Consider the following 15,550-nt stretch of genomic DNA (forward strand, 5'->3'; position numbering starts at 1 on the left):
TCTCTTCTAGATCGCGAAGGTATCGACTTTTTCCGCTTTTCCCAAAACTCTGTCTAAAATACTTCCTTCCAGTTCAGCATACATCGCATTTCCACGCTCGCGCGGTCGATACAAGGCGATCTTTTTATCTAACGTAATTTCACCTGCTTCAATCAAAATCACGCGATCTGCCAATGCGACAGCTTCACTGACGTCGTGCGTAACCATGATGGCGGTAAAGCCTTGTTCCTTCCAGAGATTTTCGATCAGCCTCTGCATGTCGATCCGAGTAAGCGCATCTAACGCCCCCAGCGGCTCGTCTAATAAAAGCAGACGCGGACCACTTACTAAAGCACGGGCTAAGGCTACTCTTTGCTTTTGACCACCTGACAGAACGGACGGCCATTCATTCGCGCGATCTGCTAATCCTACCTGTTCTAACGCCCACTCCGCCTTCGCCTTCCAGTCACCGGTCAAACCCAGACCGACGTTGTCTCGAATTTTTAACCACGGGAGCAACCTGGAGTCCTGAAACATGATTTTGGAATCCGGATGGAGCCCCCGCAATTCATGATGCTCATGATAGATAACGCCCTCGCTCGGAGTATCAAGACCGGCGATTTGGCGAAGCAACGTGCTTTTTCCACATCCGCTCTTCCCTACAATCGCGATAAATTCCCCGGCCTGGATCTCTAGATGGATATTCTTTAATACTTCTGCGTCACCGAATCTTTTCTTCAGGCCATCTATTTTTAGATGTACACCCTGCCTTTGTGTCGTACCCATGCTTGCACCTCCTATCACGTAAACTGTGCTATTCTTTATCTATACTATTCCTAGTGATTTACTATGATTATTGTCGTGATTCGACGTTTTGTCAATTATAAAATCATGCGGCGCCTTCCACCTGCCATTTAACTACAAGGATACTTCCTTGTGTCTTGCTCATGCTATATATGTATTACTTCATGAAAGGAGCAGTCTGATGCCATCTATGCTGTCTTCGATGCAATCGACGCAAGTGCCGATTCCCGAACCTCCACAGGTCATCACGACGAAGGACTGCAGTTATTTGAAGGACGCCTTGTCTTGGAACCTGCTCGCCTTTAAAAAGCTGCATTTCTTTGCGCAGCAAGCCAAAGATCCGGAAGTGAAGCAGCAATTGGAAAAGGCCGGACGGATGCACCAAAAGCATTACCAGATCCTGCTTGGCCATCTGCAAAACAACAATGCTGCAATCATGGCCTCGCTTCCTCAAACCCAATCCCAGCAACAGCAGCAGATGCAGTAAGGGGGAGATCCTATGCCAAATCAAAACCAGATCGCAAACCCGCAATCCGGCAGCCTGCCGCAAGTGAAAACGCCTGAGATGAATGACCGCGACTTTCTCAATGACTGCCTGGCCACCTGCAAATATTTGACGGACAGCATGAACATTGCCGTGCGAGAAGCCAGCCATCAAAAGCTTCACCAGGACATGATGCAGATCTTGATGGAGACGCACCAGGGAGCCCGGGAAGCGTACGATCTCATGTTCCGCAAGGGCTGGTACAAGCTGGAGGCGGAGGAAGAACAAAAGCTGCAGCAAGCCTACCAGCAGTTCAGCGGCTACTCCAGTCAGTTCCCTTATCAGTAATCGCGCCATTAGCAAAGCAAACAAGGACACCCTGTGTGGTGTCCTTGTTTGTTATGTCTACAGCATGTCTTTGATACAGACAGCCAATCGATATACGGCTTCTTCCATCTCCTTCACGTCTACATAGGCGTAGGAAAGTCGGAGATGACGGCTGTCTGTCTGATCGTAGATATAGCCGGGATTGAGCAGGATGCCCTGCTTCAAAGCCCGATCAAACAACGTGCGCATTGACAGGGCATGGCGAAGCTGCAGCCATACATAGAAGCCGCCCTGCGGTTTTTCCCAAATCGCGATGTCGCTGAACCAGCGCTGGAGGTAATAGCACATCTGGTCGCGCCTATGTCGCAATGCCGCACGCACCTCCTGCAAATGCTGCTGGTAGCATGCTCCGCTCAACCATTCGGCCGCCACCCATTGAGAAAGCCCGCTGGCTCCGTAATCTATCTGCATTTTCACATCAGCCAACCGTTCGATCACGGGCTGCGGTCCGACGAGCCAGCCGATCCGCAAACCGGGAGAAAGAGTCTTGGACAGGCTTCCGAGGTATAGGACCTGGCCCTGGTGATCCCGGGTTTTCAGCGGGGCGGCCCCCGGCTCATCCAGCCACAGCTCTCCATACACGTCATCTTCGAGAACCGGCAAGCGCTCGCGTTCACATACAGCCATCAACTGTTCCCGGCGCTTCTCGGACATGCTGCGTCCCGTCGGATTGTGGAAAGCAGGAATCGTATAAAGCAATGCTGCCCGCTGCACCTGCTGCTGGTGTACCAACGCCTCGGCAATCATTCCGTCTTGATCCATCGGCACCCCGACAAGCCGCATGCCGGACGCCTGAAACAGCGGCAGGGAGTACAGGTAGGAGGGACGCTCTGCCATAATGGTCGAGCCGGGGTGCAAGAGCCCTTGAGAAATTAACTGCAAGGCCTGCAACGCGCCTGAAACAATCAGAATGGAAGCTGGAGAAGTCTCGATTCCCCTTCCCCGCAAATGCTGGCTGACAGCCTGCCTGAGGGACAGCAAGCCTTTTGGCTCCGCATAACCCAAAGGAGTCATGTTTTCTCCTGCGCGCCTCATCATCTCAGCCATTTTATCCATGGGAATCAATTCCGGGGAAAGCTCTCCTGTACCCAGCCGTATATAGCGGGGGTCTGGCTCCAGGCGATTAATCTCCTGAATCGTCGGCATATTGGGCGGATGCGTCCCCGCCTGGACATAGCTCATCCAATCCGGCGGAGGTGTCGCTGAAAGCAATGACCAGGTGTTGTTGCTCACCCTCGTCCCGCTTCCGACTGTCGATTGGATCAGCCCTTCCGCCCTTAACTCGTCCAAGGCAGTCACCACAGTGCTGCGGTTTACTCCAAATGAGAGGGCCAAGGCTCTTTGAGTAGGAAGCTGGCTATCGATCGGCCATTCTCCTGTCTCTATTTTTCCCTTGATATACGCGACGATCTGCCTGTAGACGGCAATATCTGATGATTTGTCTGGCTTCCAGTCAATCGACAGCATTCTCGATCCCTCCCCTATGCTTATTGTACGAATTGGTTGGGATGGAGGCAAACCAATTGGCTGGAGACAGACAGTGGAGCAGAAGCGATAATGAGCAATAAGAACGCTGTACGCCATCATCGGAGGGAAGAACATTGGTTGAAGCTATTTTACATGGATTCTTGCTCGCATTCGGACTGATCCTGCCGCTGGGGGCACAGAACGTATTTGTTTTTACACAAGGAGCGCTGCAGCCTACCTTATGGCGCGCTTTGCCTGTCGTCCTGACAGCTGCGCTCTGCGATACCATCCTGATTCTGTTGGCTGTACTGGGTGTATCGCTCGTCGTCCTCTCTGTAGCCTGGCTGAAAACGTTGTTGTATGCCATCGGGATCCTCTTTTTGCTGTATATGGGCTATCTCACCTGGCGAAGCCGCCCTTCTACGGAAACCGAGCAGAAGGCCATACAATTTTCTCCCAGAAGACAAGTGATCTTTGCCGCATCCGTTTCATTGTTCAATCCTCACGCGATTCTCGACACGATCGGGGTCATCGGCACCAGCTCGCTCAGCTACGCCGGAGCACCGAAATGGGGTTTTACGATCGCCTGCATCGCTGTCTCCTGCCTCTGGTTTTTCGGTTTGTGCCTGGCAGGTCGGCTGATGGGTGAACTGGATCGTTCCGGCCGATTCCTTCGCGGGCTGAACATCGCTTCTGCCTGTATCATGTGGGGTGTCGCCCTGTACATGGCCTGGGGGCTTTTCACGCGATAAATGGCATTTTGGTGCATAATCCACCTCCTCTCCACCGACAATACTCCTAGTCAGAGTCATTCTCGAAAGGTAGAGGTCCCTATGCTTTTTACCAAATCAGACCCACTCTTGGATGATCTTCTCCTGATCGCCCAAAACGTCCACGACTCAGCCGTTTTTTTCAATCAGTACAAGGTCCGGTCCCTGGAATCAGTGGAAAGCTTCGCCAACACGATGAAGGAGTTCGAGTCCAAAGGCGATCAGCTGATTCACGAGATCATCGTGCGGATCAACAAGACTTTCATTACCGCTATCGAACGGGAAGATGTGATGGAGCTGGCTATCAAGCTCGATGACGTTCTCGACGGTCTGGAGGGGTGCGCAGCCCGTCTGTATATGTTCGATATCACCTTGGGCGATGAAGTGATGATCCAATTTGCCGAGATCATCGAGCAGTCGACCAAGCAAATTGTACTGGCGCTCGAGCTGTTGCAAAAACAAAAGCTTTCTGCGATGAAAGAGTACATCATCGGCATCAACGAGCTGGAGAGCCAAGGCGATGAACTGCTGCGAAGCAGCGTGCGGGGATTGTTCAAGAATTCATCAGATGCCATACACATCATGCAATACAAGGAAATCTACGAGCTGCTGGAAGAGGTAACGGATAGCTGCGAGGATGTAGCGGATGTCCTGGAAACCGTGATCATGGGAAACACCTAAGAGAAGGAGAAACATGCCCTATGGAAACGGGTCTCACATTAGTGGTCCTGGTTGTGCTGCTCGCTGTTTCCTTTGATTTTATCAATGGGTTTCACGACACGGCGAATGCAATCGCAACAACAGTCTCGACAAAAGCCTTGCCCCCTAGAATCGCCATCATCCTGGCCGCTTCCATGAATTTCATCGGGGCCCTCACATTCACAGGGGTAGCCAAGACCATCGGAGGAAAAATCGCTGATCCGGCGCAGTTGGACTTTGGCGTACTGGTCGTCATTGCCGCTTTGCTGGCCGCGATCACCTGGAACCTGGTGACTTGGTGGTACGGGATTCCCAGCAGCTCGTCCCATGCCTTGATCGGTTCGCTCGCCGGAGCTGTCATTGCATCAGCGGGATGGGGACAAGTCAACTGGAGCGGGTTTATGGATATTTTCAAAGCCCTGATCCTGTCCCCCATCATCGCACTCGTAGTCGGCTATGTTCTGATGAATTTGCTCTACCTGCTGTTTAGCCGGGTATCGACTCCTCCCGTGAAGGTAAATCGAGGATTCCGCTATTTCCAAATTCTCACTGCCGCTCTGCAATCCTTTACGCATGGTACCAACGACGCCCAAAAAGCGATGGGCATCATCGTCTTCGCGCTGGTGGCGGCCAATGTACAACAGGATGCCTCACATATCCCGTTTTGGGTTCAGTTTGTCTGCGCATTGGCAATGGGTCTGGGAACTTCTGTAGGCGGGTGGAAAATCATCAAGACTGTCGGAGGCAAGATCACGAAAATCGAGCCAATCAACGGTGCGACTGCAGACCTCACCTCTTCGACAATCATTTTTAGCTTTACTCAGCTTGGCTTGCCCGTCAGCTCCACTCATGTGATCTCTTCGGCCATCATGGGTGTAGGTGCAGCCAAACGCTTCAAAAACGTCAATTGGGGAGTAGCCAAGCGAATTGTCATCACCTGGTTTATTACTCTCCCGATCTCCGCGATCATTGCAGCCTTGTTTTATTTAGTGCTGGCCCTTTTTCTGTAGTGTTGTAGATCAGCCCTTGCAGGCATTTTCTGCAGGGCTGCTACCCTCCAAATACCGTCTCCACGCTTTTCTCAAGGAACTCCTCGTCCGCCCATTTCTTCTGTACATCCTCCTGCCAGCGCTCCTCCTTCAGCAATTCGGCCAAAGGTCCCGGGAAGACCCGCTCCACATCTGCCCGCCTCGCCGTCAACGTCGTATCGGTGAAATGATAATGAACACCTTGGAGATTGTCGATCAAGGCGAAAGCTGCGAGGGAATTGTACAGCAGCTTTCGTTTCAATTCTTTCATGCCGATTTCCCCTGCGGCTTCCTTGTAGTGCAGATTCACAGTAAATCGATCCGATTCCAGCTCATAGGTACGCTCCAACTCATTCAGCGGCAGATGCGCAAACAAGTTGATCACATTTCCTGCATTCCCCATGTACGGATTTTTATAGGGCAGAACGCTTTTTAGATCATGCGTCCATGGCTCCTGCTGTTCGCGTTGGTACTGCTCTGCTTTTTGCTCGTTACCCGGGATGACAACCCCTTGAATCACCGCATAGAGAAAACCCCCGATCAGCAGGAGCAAAAGAATCGCTTTATTACGCCAATTCATCTTCATCCACCTCGTATTTCCTCATCAACTTGGGTGAGACGTGAAGCAGCAACGGGACGATCAGACTAAAAAAAGGCAAGATATACGGGATCGCCATTTCCGCCAATTGGTACGGACCTGAAATCTGCACCTCGCGCCAGAACCAGATGTTGCTGCCAAATCGAACCGCCGTTGTATAAAGGACGGAGACAAGGATGAAAACAGCCCAAAGCCACCAGCCCTTTTTGCGCAGGCTATAGGCGAACCGCATGTTCAAGAAAGCCCTCTTCTCCCGAAATGCCTGATCTCTCAAACGTACAAGCAACACCAGGTAGACTGCGCCAATGAGCAAGCTGATCACAAAAAACAAGGAATGGATCACTGCTCCTGTCCCGACGACCCGAAGCGGCATGGAGACGATCCAGGCAATCAGCGCGTACAGCAGCGCGATTTGGACGTACTCGACGCTATACTGGTTGACGTAGACGCTCCGGTTGTCATCGATCAGATGCTCTACCGACGGAATGCTTGCGGTAGCCTGTGCGATGGCTTCCTCGCGATCCATTCCACCTGCTGTCAGATCAGCTACCTTCGCCTCCAGATTGCTCAGTACCTCGTGCTTCAAATCCTCAATTTGTTTGCTGGCATCCCGGTTGTATTTCCGAAACAAAACCTGCACATGCTGTTGTAAGGGGTCCATTCCGATTACTCCTTTCTCTCCAAAAGCTTGTCGATAAGGTCTCTCGCTACCTTCCAAGCTTCCAATGATTGCACATAGGCTTCCCGTCCCTGCGGGGTCACCTGATAATACTTGCGCCTGCCGCCTTGGCTCTCGTCTCCCCAATAGGAAGAGATAAGCTTTTGTCCCTCGAGGCGTTTCAAACTGGTATACAGGGAGGGCTCCTTCAATTCATACTGGCCTTCGCTGATTCGCAGAATCGCCTTGATGATCTCATATCCATAATTGTCGCCTTCACTTAAAATTCGCAGGATAATCGTATCAATATGGCCGCGGATCAGGTCACTGCTGATACTGCTGTCGCGCATCTGAATCACCTCGCAGAGTATAGCGTATCACATATTACTATGTATGACAAAGTAGTTTGCGTAAAAAGAGTCCCTTTTTAACCTCAGGGACTTTTTCGCAACCATTATGCGCAAAAGGAGCCGATAGGAATGCACTTTCGACGGTTCAAGCTGTTGGGTTATCCGTTTCTCTCACTCGTGATGATCACAGGACTTTTGGTGATGCATCACTCTATACAGGTACATACCTATTTTCCTGCCGCTACACGGACCCAGACTGTGACGATTTCCAGCGCTGGATTTCTGCCCAACCGCATTACAGTTCGCGAAGGAGATCTCGTCTCCCTGATGATCGTCAATACAGATCTGAAACCGCATAATTTGGCCATACACGAGCTAAAGATTGCATCCAGTGAACTAAAGCCGAGCCAGTCTGCCCTTCTGCAATTCTCTGCCCGTAAAAAGGGCAGCTATGCTTTTGTCTCGGACACACCCGGCTACCCCGAGACCGGATTCCAGGGAATGCTGATTATCCAGTAGCTCCCACGTCCTCTTTTTCCTCGACTGCTTTCCACGGTCCAAAGCGGATAAGCAGCAAGGGGATCAGTCCCAAGATGGTCACACTGCCGAAAAAAGAATAGATGGATAGCGTAGAATATGTATCTTGGATCCAGCCGGCGGTGAGATTGCACAGCATCGTCCCTAGTCCGTGTCCAACAGAGAAAAAGAGCGCCAATGCGGTCACTTGCAGCGCTGCAGGCGTATTTTCCCGAACAAACTGAGCGGCAGTAGCCAGGTAAAAGCCGACGGATATTCCCTGAATGAAAAAGAGCGCAATGACAGCTGTCGTGCTAGGTGCTGAGCTGTACCAGAACCAACGAACGGCAGAGACACTGGCTGCCAGTAAAATGGTCAGCTCCAGTCCCCAACGGCGCGCGCAATAGCCAGCCAGCTTCATGCAAGGAGCTTCACTCCCTGCGAAAAGCAAAAAGGCAAGCCCGACGCCCGCTACCGTCCCGCCAATCTCCTGGTAGTACAAAGAGAACCAGATGTTGTTGGCATTAATCGAGCCAAATACGAAGAAGGACGCCGCCAGAAACAGCAGAAAACGCGGCAGCTTCAGCAGGTCTTTGATTCCCGCCAGCATGCTCGTCGTAAATTTCGGAGCCGCGGCCGTTTCCACCGGCACACGCTGAAGGAACAGGATCGCTGCAACCATGGCTGCAAAGTAAGAGATGAAAATGACCGACGGACCCCACCTTTCAATCAAAAGGCCCGTAACAAAAGCAGCCAGGGCAAAGCCCACCGCTCCCCACATGCGGATGTCGCCGAACTGCAGCTGATATTTTTTTACGTAGCCGAGAGCGATGCTGTCCGATACGGGAACAACAGCACTTTGGAACACAGATAGCAGCGTATACAAAATCAGGACTAGCGCAAAGGTGGAAACCGCTGGAAACAGCAGGCCGATCAATCCGGAGACAAGCAGTGTCAGGACAAGCACGCCTTTGCGGATCTGAAACTTGTCGCAAATCATTCCCCAGAGCGGCTGGGTCACAATAGAGACGATAGGCGTAGTCGCACTGATCAGCCCGATCTGCGTTCCGGTGAGGTTGATCGACTGGTAATACTGCATGATCAAGGGGGTAAACGCCCCAAGTCCATAGTAAATGAACAGATAAAGAGCGCTGAGATGTACCAGCTTGCTCCCAGCGCTGCTTTTTTGGCGGTCAAATTGTGTTTGCATAGCGTCTCCTATTTCACCGCAGGCAAAATTTTTGCCATGTTCACCGTACGTTTCTTCTCCCATGTAGTCGGGTTGAATTCATCGAACTGCTCCAAAAAGCTGATAACCTCCTTGGTCAGCGGCGTAGGCGTCGAAGCACCAGACGTCACCGCGATGTTCCTCTTCCCTTTCAGCCATTCGATGTCCAGCTCGGACAAATCAGCAATCCGGTAGGACGGTACGTTGGCAATCTCCTCCGAGACTTGTGCCAGGCGGTTGGAGTTGTTGCTTCGCGGATCGCCGACGACGATGCACAGGTCCGCCTCTCCCGCTTGGGCGGCCACAGCTTCCTGCCGAACCTGTGTAGCCAGGCAAATCTCATTGTGCACCTCTACCTGCGGAAAACGCGCGACGATGGCTTCCATCAGATGCTTGACATCCCATTGGCTCATGGTCGTCTGGTTGGTCACAATCAGCTTGTCTGCGGGCACCTCTCCGATCGCATCCAGGTCCTCCAGCTTTTGGACCAGATGCACATGATCCGGCGCAATGCCGATCGCCCCCTCCGGCTCGGGATGTCCCTTTTTGCCGATATAGATCACGTGGTAGCCTTCTTTGACCTTTTCCCGAATCAGATCATGGGTTTTGGTCACGTCCGGGCATGTGGCATCCACGACAGTCAGGCCCTTATCGCGCGCTTTTTTGCGCACCTCTGGCGAAACCCCGTGAGCCGTAAAAATAACGGTCCCCTCGTCGATTTGATCCAGCAGAGCCATTCTGTCCTCGCCGTCCAGCGTTTTGATTCCTTGCTTCTCAAACGCCTCCACGACGTGCGCATTGTGTACGATCATACCCAATATGTGAATCGGACGCGGCATATTGGCGTCTTGAGCAGTCTTGACTGCCAGAACCATCGCATCCACGACACCATAACAGTATCCGCGGGGGGAAATCTTGATGACTTCCATCTCAGCCCCTCCTCATTTATCAAATGACTTGTTCCCGATCATTATACCTTATTTTGCGTCTTCCCGCTTCTGTTCATATACCTTCAGATTGGTATATACCACCTTAAGCAGCGGAGTGGAGAGCTGCAGCTCTTGGGCGCGCTTCAACAGATAGCCTTGCAGATGATCCGCTTCGACGGGAAGCCCCTTTTCCATGTCCCTCAGCATGGAGGATTTCATGCCGGCATGTGTTTTTTTGAATTGCTCCATTTGTTTTTCCACGATACCATCATCGAGCGGCGCTTTCAGGGAGCGCATGACCAACGCCACTTCTTCCGCCAGCTTCCAGGTCAGCTCCAGCCCGGATGGCGTCGAATAGATCGGACCGACTGAAGAATTCATCAGCGTCGTGACTCCGGAAAGCGTCGTGATCAGCAGGTACTTGTGCCAAACCTCCCGCTGGATGTGGCTGCTTGCGCGAAACTTCCCTACAATCCCCGAAAAGGCTTCCTGGATCCGCAGGGCACGCTCGCTTTCTCCGCCTTCCCACTCACCGAAGACAGCGTCGTGGTTCTTGCTGGTTTGCACGATATCCCCCTGTGCGTTCATGGTCGATTCAATGTAGCAAAGCCCGCCCATGACCCGCTCCTTGCCGAACCTCTCCCACAGCGCCTCCATGTGCGCAAAACCGTTGAGCAACGGTATGATGACAGTCTGTGTCCCTACATACGGAGCTATCGAGTCAATGCTGTCTGCCAAATGATAGGCTTTATTGGACAAGAGGATGACGTCAAATTCCCCAGCCTCTTCCCCTGCTGCAATCAACTGCGGCTTTTCCAGAATCGCATCTCCATGCACGCTTTCGATTCGCAAACCGCGTTCTTGCAACTGCTGGCGCCGACGCTCCCGAACTAGGAAGGTTACATCGACACCACTCAGCGCCAAACGCCCCCCAAAGTAACCACCAATCGCACCTGCCCCGAGAACCAGTACCTTCATCCGTCTCTCCTCCATTTTCAATTCCGTTTTGGCTTGTCTCCATTCTACAGAAAAGGAACGGTTTGCAACACCATTTCATATGATGTCATATATTCTTACATTTGATGTTATAAAAACTCTTGACGAACAATCGATCTGGTCGGTATAATCCAAACATAGAAAAACAGGTAAGGGACGAACGATGATGGTAAGTTCCGGAAAATAATTCGTGAATAGAGGTGTTTTACATGGATATGAAAACAATCTTGTCCACTATTGAAACGGAAGACATTAAGTACGTCGATTTTCGCATCGTTGATTTGCTAGGTCGTCAGCATCATGTAACGGTTCCTGCCTATGCGGTAGAAGAAGATACCTTTCTCCACGGAGTAGCTTTCGATGGTTCCAGCCTGACAGGTTATAAATCCATCGAGGAAAGCGACATGGTCGCCATGCCAGATCCGGCTACAGCCTTCATCGACCCTTTCGTGGAAGAGAAAACGTTAAACATCGTCTGCAACATCGTCAATCCCGACAACACCCCCTATGTTCGTGATCCCCGCGGCATCGCCCTAAGAGCGGAGGCCTATCTCAAAGACCTGGGTATTGCTACTGCTGCCTATTTCGGTCCTGAATCCGAGTTCTTCCTGTTTGACCACGTCCGCTACGCATCCGGTCCGTCCGGTTCGTTCTATCATGTCGATTCCGAAGAAGCCTACTGGAACTCCGGAAAAGAAGGACAAAATCTTGGTTACAAAATCCGCAACAAAGGCGGTTACTTCCCTGTACAGCCAACTGACACCCAAGCCGATATTCGCAATGAAATGTGCACATTGCTGACACAAACCGGCCTCAAGGTCGAGCGGCATCACCACGAGGTAGCTACGGCAGGGCAAGGAGAGATCAACTTCCGCTTTGACACCCTGACCCGCACGGCAGACAATCTGCTTCTGTTCAAGTACATCGTGCGCAACGTCGCGGCCAAACACGGCAAAACCGCTACCTTCATGCCGAAACCCATCGTCGGGGACAACGGTTCGGGTATGCATGTCCACCAAAGCCTGTTCGACGGCGACACTCCGCTTTTCTTTGAAAAAGGCGGTTACGCCAATCTGAGCGAAACAGCGCTTTACTACATCGGAGGAATCTTGCATCACGCTCCTGCGCTGATCGCGCTGACCAATCCGAGCACGAACTCGTTCAAACGTCTGGTTCCCGGCTATGAAGCTCCGGTCAACCTGGTCTTTTCCAAAGGAAACCGATCTGCAGCCGTCCGAATTCCGGTAGCTGCGGTAACACCGAAAGCATCTCGCATCGAGTTCCGTACACCTGACTCCACCGCGAACCCCTACCTGGCCTTCGCTGCGATGCTGATGGCTGGACTGGATGGCATCGCGAAAAAGCTGGACCCGCGCGAAATGGGCTTCGGTCCCATGGATAAAAACATCTACGACTTGTCTGACGTAGAGAAAAATGAAATCAAGAGCTTGCCTGGTTCATTGGCTGAAGCCTTGGATGCGCTTGAGCAAGACCATGAATTCCTTTTGGCAGGCGACGTATTTTCCAAGGATCTGATCGATAGCTGGATTTCTCTCAAGCGTGACGAGATTCAACAAGTCGAACGGACTGTCACTCCGAAGGAATACGAACTGTATTACGATCTGTAAGCAACAAAAAGGAGCCCTTCTCATTTGAGATAGGCTCCTTTATCGTTTATCGAATTATATCGCTGTTAAAATGATTGGTTTATCCTTTGTGACTACTACCGTATGCTCATATTGGGCTACCAGGCTTTTGTCCGGAGTGATATAAGCCCATCCATCAGAACCTTCGTCGATGTATTCTGCACCCGTAGAGATGAAGGTTTCTACCGCCAACACCCATCCTTCCTTTAATAAGCGGGTGTCAGATTTATCGTAGTAGTTGCAGATGTGGTCCGGCTCCTCATGAAGCTTCCTTCCGATCCCGTGGCCAGTAAGATTTTTGATTACGGTAAAGCCTCTTTTTTTCGCCTCGTTCTGCACAGCACGGCCAATCTGGTTGAGTTTCCCTCCCGCTTTCACTTTTTCAAGCGCGAGATAAAGAGAGTCTTCTGCGCAACGACACAAGTCATCCTTCGTGTTCACTGCTTCACGTCCCACTACGACGGATGCACCTGTATCGCAATAGTACCCGTCCAATACTGCGGAAACATCCACATTTACATAATCCCCTTCTTGCAGGACCGTACGATCTGGAATGCCATGCGCAACCACATGATTTACACTTATGCAGGTGTATCCCGGAAAGTTGTATTCCACTTGAGGAGCAGACTTTGCGCCGTACTTGTTGAGTATGCTGCCGCCAATCTCATCTAATTCCGCTGTCGTAATTCCCGGGCGGACAGCTTTTAGGATGGCTTCCCGTGCTTCTGCAACGATTTTCCCTATTTTGCGCAGCCCTTCCAGGTCCTTTTCGTTTTCAATGGACATTCTGATTCCCCCCTTGTTTGGTTCGTTCCCCGACCATTAGCAAAAGTGAACTTTTACAACTTGATTTTACTGTACCACGCAAATATTTCAAGCAATCGGGGACTTTTTCATGGCCAGCGGACTCCATCCTTGCGCTCCCATGCCTCAAGCACGACGATTTGGTCTGGCTGCGAACGCTGCCACTCAATATATCCTTCCCGGACCAGCACCTCCAGCACTGTCATAATTCCTCCGCGATTGCGCCCCGTTTTTATGCACAGCTCGCTGATTGTGGGGGTACGTCTGCGGCCGGCTGAATAGTTGGCAATCACACGCAAAACCTTTCGTTCGATATCAGACAACACGCATGCTCACCACCGGCTGAATCGCCAGGATGTTGGAAATGGCAAAAACCCTCGGTGCTTTGCGTGTAAGGCAATATGCTTTCAGCCGATCCCCCGCGAGTTCCAGCGGTCGGATGATGCGCTGCGTCGCCTCGCCTGTACGGCCAAGGTAGATGATTTGGATCTGTTCCTTGCGTGCAATCGCTCGTTGCAATTGTTTGCTCAAGTTGTTCGCCTCCGAAACAAGAACGTTTGTTTGTATTATATGAGAACGTACATTCGTTTATCAAGTGAAATTTGTTCCAGCTCCTGAGGCGGTTTTCTCTCCTTTCCAGGATATACACGGCAACCCAAAAAGAAACCTGCGAAGAAACAGATACTCTCATCGACCGTCTAATTGATAAAGGAGGTCTTCCAACATGACCCAGAGACTAATGGCTCTATTGCTTGCTGCCCTAGTGGCCTTGTTCACAACTGCCTGTTCTCCGGAACCCTTAACCAAATTAACCAAACAATCAGGGTACGGCGAGCTTTCCAGCACCTATACCGCTCCGGAGATCAGCCTGGAATTGCATCTGGAGAAAACGGAGTACGAAGCTCCACTTGACACCATCCCATTCGAGGTGAAAAATTCGGGACCCGGCACGATCCATTTTGGAGTTGAATTCGAGGTCGACAAATTTGAGCAGGGTGCTTGGCACGTGGTTCCTTTTAGGGAGGATCATGGCATTCCCTCGATCGGGATCGAACTGGAGCCGGGAAAGGCATATGAGGGAATAGTTGAAGCAGCATCATTTGACTACAGCTTTCCGCCGGGCGAATACAGGATCATCAAAAAACTTTACTTAGACGGGAAAGAAATCGTACTGGCTACGATATTTCATGTCAAAGAACCGGCTAAATAGGAATAAGAAAAAGAAAGACCGATACTCTTCCGTAATGGAAAAGCATCGGTCTTTTTTAACATGAGCGGCAATCATTCAGCATTTTTTTATTGATGATCCTGATTTTATCTACGCTGGATTCCGGACTCTCTGCACTGATGAAGATCTCATTATCCCCTGCTTTGTAGAAAAGCGTGTAATCGCCATCTACCAGGCTCTCCCCCTGTTCCACTGGGGGGCCAAGCGCATCGATGATCTTCGTCAAATTGGTTTCGCTCAAATGAGATGCACTTAGATGGATGGCGTACACACGACTTTGGTTGTCAAAGTAAAAAATCCCCTCCGGGAGTTTCTCAAACGCGTAATAGATCCCCCCCTCGTACACCTCCACCTTTGTCACCATTCCGTACTTCGCGATAACATCATCCTTCGTCATGCCGATGGATACGTCAAATCCGTTGCTCTCATTGCGCGCCAGTAGGGGCAGAAAATCCTGGTCCAGGAGAAGCTGCTTCTTCTCAACTTGTTCAGGGACATCCTTAGGCTTCGGAGAGGGTTCTACTGTAGGCACGGGTTCCACTGTGGTCACGGGTTCGGATACAGGTTCTTCCTCTTGCGAAATGATCTCAATGGTTTGATCGCTGGCTGTTGTACACCCCATCACGAGCATACTGGTGAAGATCAACAGAAAGGCAATACGTTTCAATCCACTCACCAACTTTTTCCATAGTCACTGTTATGAACTATGACGTATCGGCAACCGGATTGTTACTGGGTTTTTCCTACATGTTCAGGTAAAACAAGGGGAAAATAAATAACGCATCGCTATTATCTGCTCCAAGGAGGATCAGCATGTCGTCCGTATATCGTTGTTACCACTGTGAACATGAATCTCCTTCTGCTCATTTGATCACGTTTTTCCAAGGAACAGAAGAGCGGGACGAGCTACTCTGCGACTCCTGTTATGCTGACTGGCTGGAAGGCTTGAAGATTGAACCATAAGAGTCACCGCGTATGA

The 15,550-nt window shown here is 51.1% G+C and carries 21 protein-coding genes; 9 read left to right on the forward strand and 12 right to left on the reverse strand.

Going from position 1 to position 15,550, the window contains the following annotated elements; all coding sequences use genetic code 11:
• Nucleotides 1–6: 6 nt before the first annotated feature.
• Entirely contained in the window at nt 7–765 is a 759-nt protein-coding gene (locus tag T458_RS48600) for an ATP-binding cassette domain-containing protein (protein WP_023558396.1), read from the reverse strand.
• A gap of 199 nt (nt 766–964) precedes the next feature.
• On the opposite strand from T458_RS48600, the gene T458_RS48605 reads away from it, so the two are divergent.
• Together T458_RS48605 and T458_RS48610 are read left to right on the forward strand one after the other, a co-directional pair.
• Entirely contained in the window at nt 965–1,270 is a 306-nt protein-coding gene (locus T458_RS48605) for a ferritin-like domain-containing protein (RefSeq protein WP_023558397.1), read from the forward strand.
• Nucleotides 1,271–1,282: 12 nt separating this feature from the next.
• Nucleotides 1,283–1,615 (forward strand): spore coat protein, encoded by a 333-nt coding sequence (locus T458_RS48610; protein WP_023558398.1) that lies wholly within the window; start codon nt 1,283–1,285, stop codon nt 1,613–1,615.
• 57 nt (nt 1,616–1,672) lie between these two features.
• On the opposite strand, the gene T458_RS48615 is transcribed toward T458_RS48610, so the two are convergent.
• Nucleotides 1,673–3,121 carry a MocR-like pyridoxine biosynthesis transcription factor PdxR gene (locus T458_RS48615; RefSeq protein WP_023558399.1) on the reverse strand — a complete coding sequence of 483 codons (1,449 nt, stop codon included), beginning with the start codon at nt 3,119–3,121 and terminating at the stop codon, nt 1,673–1,675.
• A 134-nt stretch (nt 3,122–3,255) separates the two neighbouring features.
• Between T458_RS48615 and T458_RS48620 the strand changes: the two genes are divergently transcribed.
• The 3 genes from T458_RS48620 (at nt 3,256) to T458_RS48630 (ending at nt 5,600) form a co-directional block, all read left to right on the forward strand.
• Nucleotides 3,256–3,873: a LysE/ArgO family amino acid transporter gene (locus T458_RS48620; RefSeq protein ID WP_023558400.1), complete on the forward strand. Its 618-nt coding sequence runs from the start codon at nt 3,256–3,258 to the stop codon at nt 3,871–3,873.
• An 81-nt stretch (nt 3,874–3,954) separates the two neighbouring features.
• Nucleotides 3,955–4,572: a DUF47 domain-containing protein gene (locus T458_RS48625; protein ID WP_023558401.1), complete on the forward strand. Its 618-nt coding sequence runs from the start codon at nt 3,955–3,957 to the stop codon at nt 4,570–4,572.
• Nucleotides 4,573–4,592: 20 nt separating this feature from the next.
• Nucleotides 4,593–5,600, forward strand: coding sequence for an inorganic phosphate transporter (locus T458_RS48630; protein ID WP_023558402.1), 1,008 nt, complete (start codon nt 4,593–4,595; stop codon nt 5,598–5,600).
• Between the two features lie 40 nt (nt 5,601–5,640).
• Here T458_RS48630 and T458_RS48635 read toward each other — a convergent pair whose 3' ends face one another.
• From T458_RS48635 to T458_RS48645, 3 genes are read right to left on the reverse strand one after another with little or no spacing between them, the layout of a single operon-like run.
• Nucleotides 5,641–6,198: a DUF4825 domain-containing protein gene (locus T458_RS48635; protein WP_023558403.1), complete on the reverse strand. Its 558-nt coding sequence runs from the start codon at nt 6,196–6,198 to the stop codon at nt 5,641–5,643.
• Complete coding sequence (locus T458_RS48640) at nt 6,185–6,877, reverse strand: permease prefix domain 1-containing protein (RefSeq protein WP_023558404.1); 693 nt, start codon at nt 6,875–6,877, stop codon at nt 6,185–6,187. The genes T458_RS48635 and T458_RS48640 overlap by 14 nt, the downstream gene beginning before the upstream one ends.
• Before the next feature lie 5 nt (nt 6,878–6,882).
• Nucleotides 6,883–7,224 carry a PadR family transcriptional regulator gene (locus tag T458_RS48645; protein ID WP_023558405.1) on the reverse strand — a complete coding sequence of 114 codons (342 nt, stop codon included), beginning with the start codon at nt 7,222–7,224 and terminating at the stop codon, nt 6,883–6,885.
• A gap of 129 nt (nt 7,225–7,353) precedes the next feature.
• Between T458_RS48645 and T458_RS48650 the strand changes: the two genes are divergently transcribed.
• Complete coding sequence (locus T458_RS48650) at nt 7,354–7,743, forward strand: cupredoxin domain-containing protein (RefSeq protein WP_023558406.1); 390 nt, start codon at nt 7,354–7,356, stop codon at nt 7,741–7,743.
• On the opposite strand, the gene T458_RS48655 is transcribed toward T458_RS48650, so the two are convergent.
• From T458_RS48655 to T458_RS48665, 3 genes are read right to left on the reverse strand one after another with little or no spacing between them, the layout of a single operon-like run.
• The gene (locus T458_RS48655) at nt 7,733–8,950 is read right to left on the reverse strand and encodes an MFS transporter (RefSeq protein ID WP_023558407.1); all 1,218 of its coding nucleotides are present in this window, start codon (nt 8,948–8,950) and stop codon (nt 7,733–7,735) included. The two genes, T458_RS48650 and T458_RS48655, sit on opposite strands and share 11 nt — an antisense overlap.
• Before the next feature lie 8 nt (nt 8,951–8,958).
• Nucleotides 8,959–9,897, reverse strand: coding sequence for a 4-hydroxy-3-methylbut-2-enyl diphosphate reductase (locus T458_RS48660; RefSeq protein WP_023558408.1), 939 nt, complete (start codon nt 9,895–9,897; stop codon nt 8,959–8,961).
• A 48-nt stretch (nt 9,898–9,945) separates the two neighbouring features.
• Nucleotides 9,946–10,875: a ketopantoate reductase family protein gene (locus T458_RS48665; protein ID WP_023558409.1), complete on the reverse strand. Its 930-nt coding sequence runs from the start codon at nt 10,873–10,875 to the stop codon at nt 9,946–9,948.
• Nucleotides 10,876–11,102: 227 nt separating this feature from the next.
• On the opposite strand from T458_RS48665, the gene glnA reads away from it, so the two are divergent.
• Nucleotides 11,103–12,521, forward strand: a complete 1,419-nt coding sequence (gene glnA / locus T458_RS48670) for a type I glutamate--ammonia ligase (RefSeq protein WP_023558410.1) — start codon at nt 11,103–11,105, stop codon at nt 12,519–12,521.
• Between the two features lie 54 nt (nt 12,522–12,575).
• Here glnA and map read toward each other — a convergent pair whose 3' ends face one another.
• The 3 genes from map to T458_RS48685 form a co-directional block, all read right to left on the reverse strand.
• Nucleotides 12,576–13,325 carry a type I methionyl aminopeptidase gene (gene map, locus T458_RS48675; protein WP_023558411.1) on the reverse strand — a complete coding sequence of 250 codons (750 nt, stop codon included), beginning with the start codon at nt 13,323–13,325 and terminating at the stop codon, nt 12,576–12,578.
• 107 nt (nt 13,326–13,432) lie between these two features.
• On the reverse strand, nt 13,433–13,669 hold the full coding sequence (locus T458_RS48680; RefSeq protein WP_023558412.1) for a LexA family transcriptional regulator: 237 nt from the start codon (nt 13,667–13,669) through the stop codon (nt 13,433–13,435).
• Nucleotides 13,659–13,874 (reverse strand): WYL domain-containing protein, encoded by a 216-nt coding sequence (locus T458_RS48685; protein WP_023558413.1) that lies wholly within the window; start codon nt 13,872–13,874, stop codon nt 13,659–13,661. The genes T458_RS48680 and T458_RS48685 overlap by 11 nt, the downstream gene beginning before the upstream one ends.
• A gap of 193 nt (nt 13,875–14,067) precedes the next feature.
• Between T458_RS48685 and T458_RS48690 the strand changes: the two genes are divergently transcribed.
• Complete coding sequence (locus tag T458_RS48690; RefSeq protein WP_023558414.1) at nt 14,068–14,553, forward strand: immunoglobulin-like domain-containing protein; 486 nt, start codon at nt 14,068–14,070, stop codon at nt 14,551–14,553.
• Between the two features lie 55 nt (nt 14,554–14,608).
• Here the strand turns inward: T458_RS48690 and T458_RS0129195 are convergent, their stop codons facing one another.
• Nucleotides 14,609–15,247 carry a hypothetical protein gene (locus T458_RS0129195; RefSeq protein ID WP_023558415.1) on the reverse strand — a complete coding sequence of 213 codons (639 nt, stop codon included), beginning with the start codon at nt 15,245–15,247 and terminating at the stop codon, nt 14,609–14,611.
• Between the two features lie 137 nt (nt 15,248–15,384).
• Between T458_RS0129195 and T458_RS57330 the strand changes: the two genes are divergently transcribed.
• Nucleotides 15,385–15,534, forward strand: coding sequence for a hypothetical protein (locus T458_RS57330; protein ID WP_023558416.1), 150 nt, complete (start codon nt 15,385–15,387; stop codon nt 15,532–15,534).
• Nucleotides 15,535–15,550: the final 16 nt, after the last annotated feature.

It is taken from the genome of Brevibacillus panacihumi W25 (genome assembly GCF_000503775.1).
Lineage (GTDB): Bacteria > Bacillota > Bacilli > Brevibacillales > Brevibacillaceae > Brevibacillus > Brevibacillus panacihumi_A.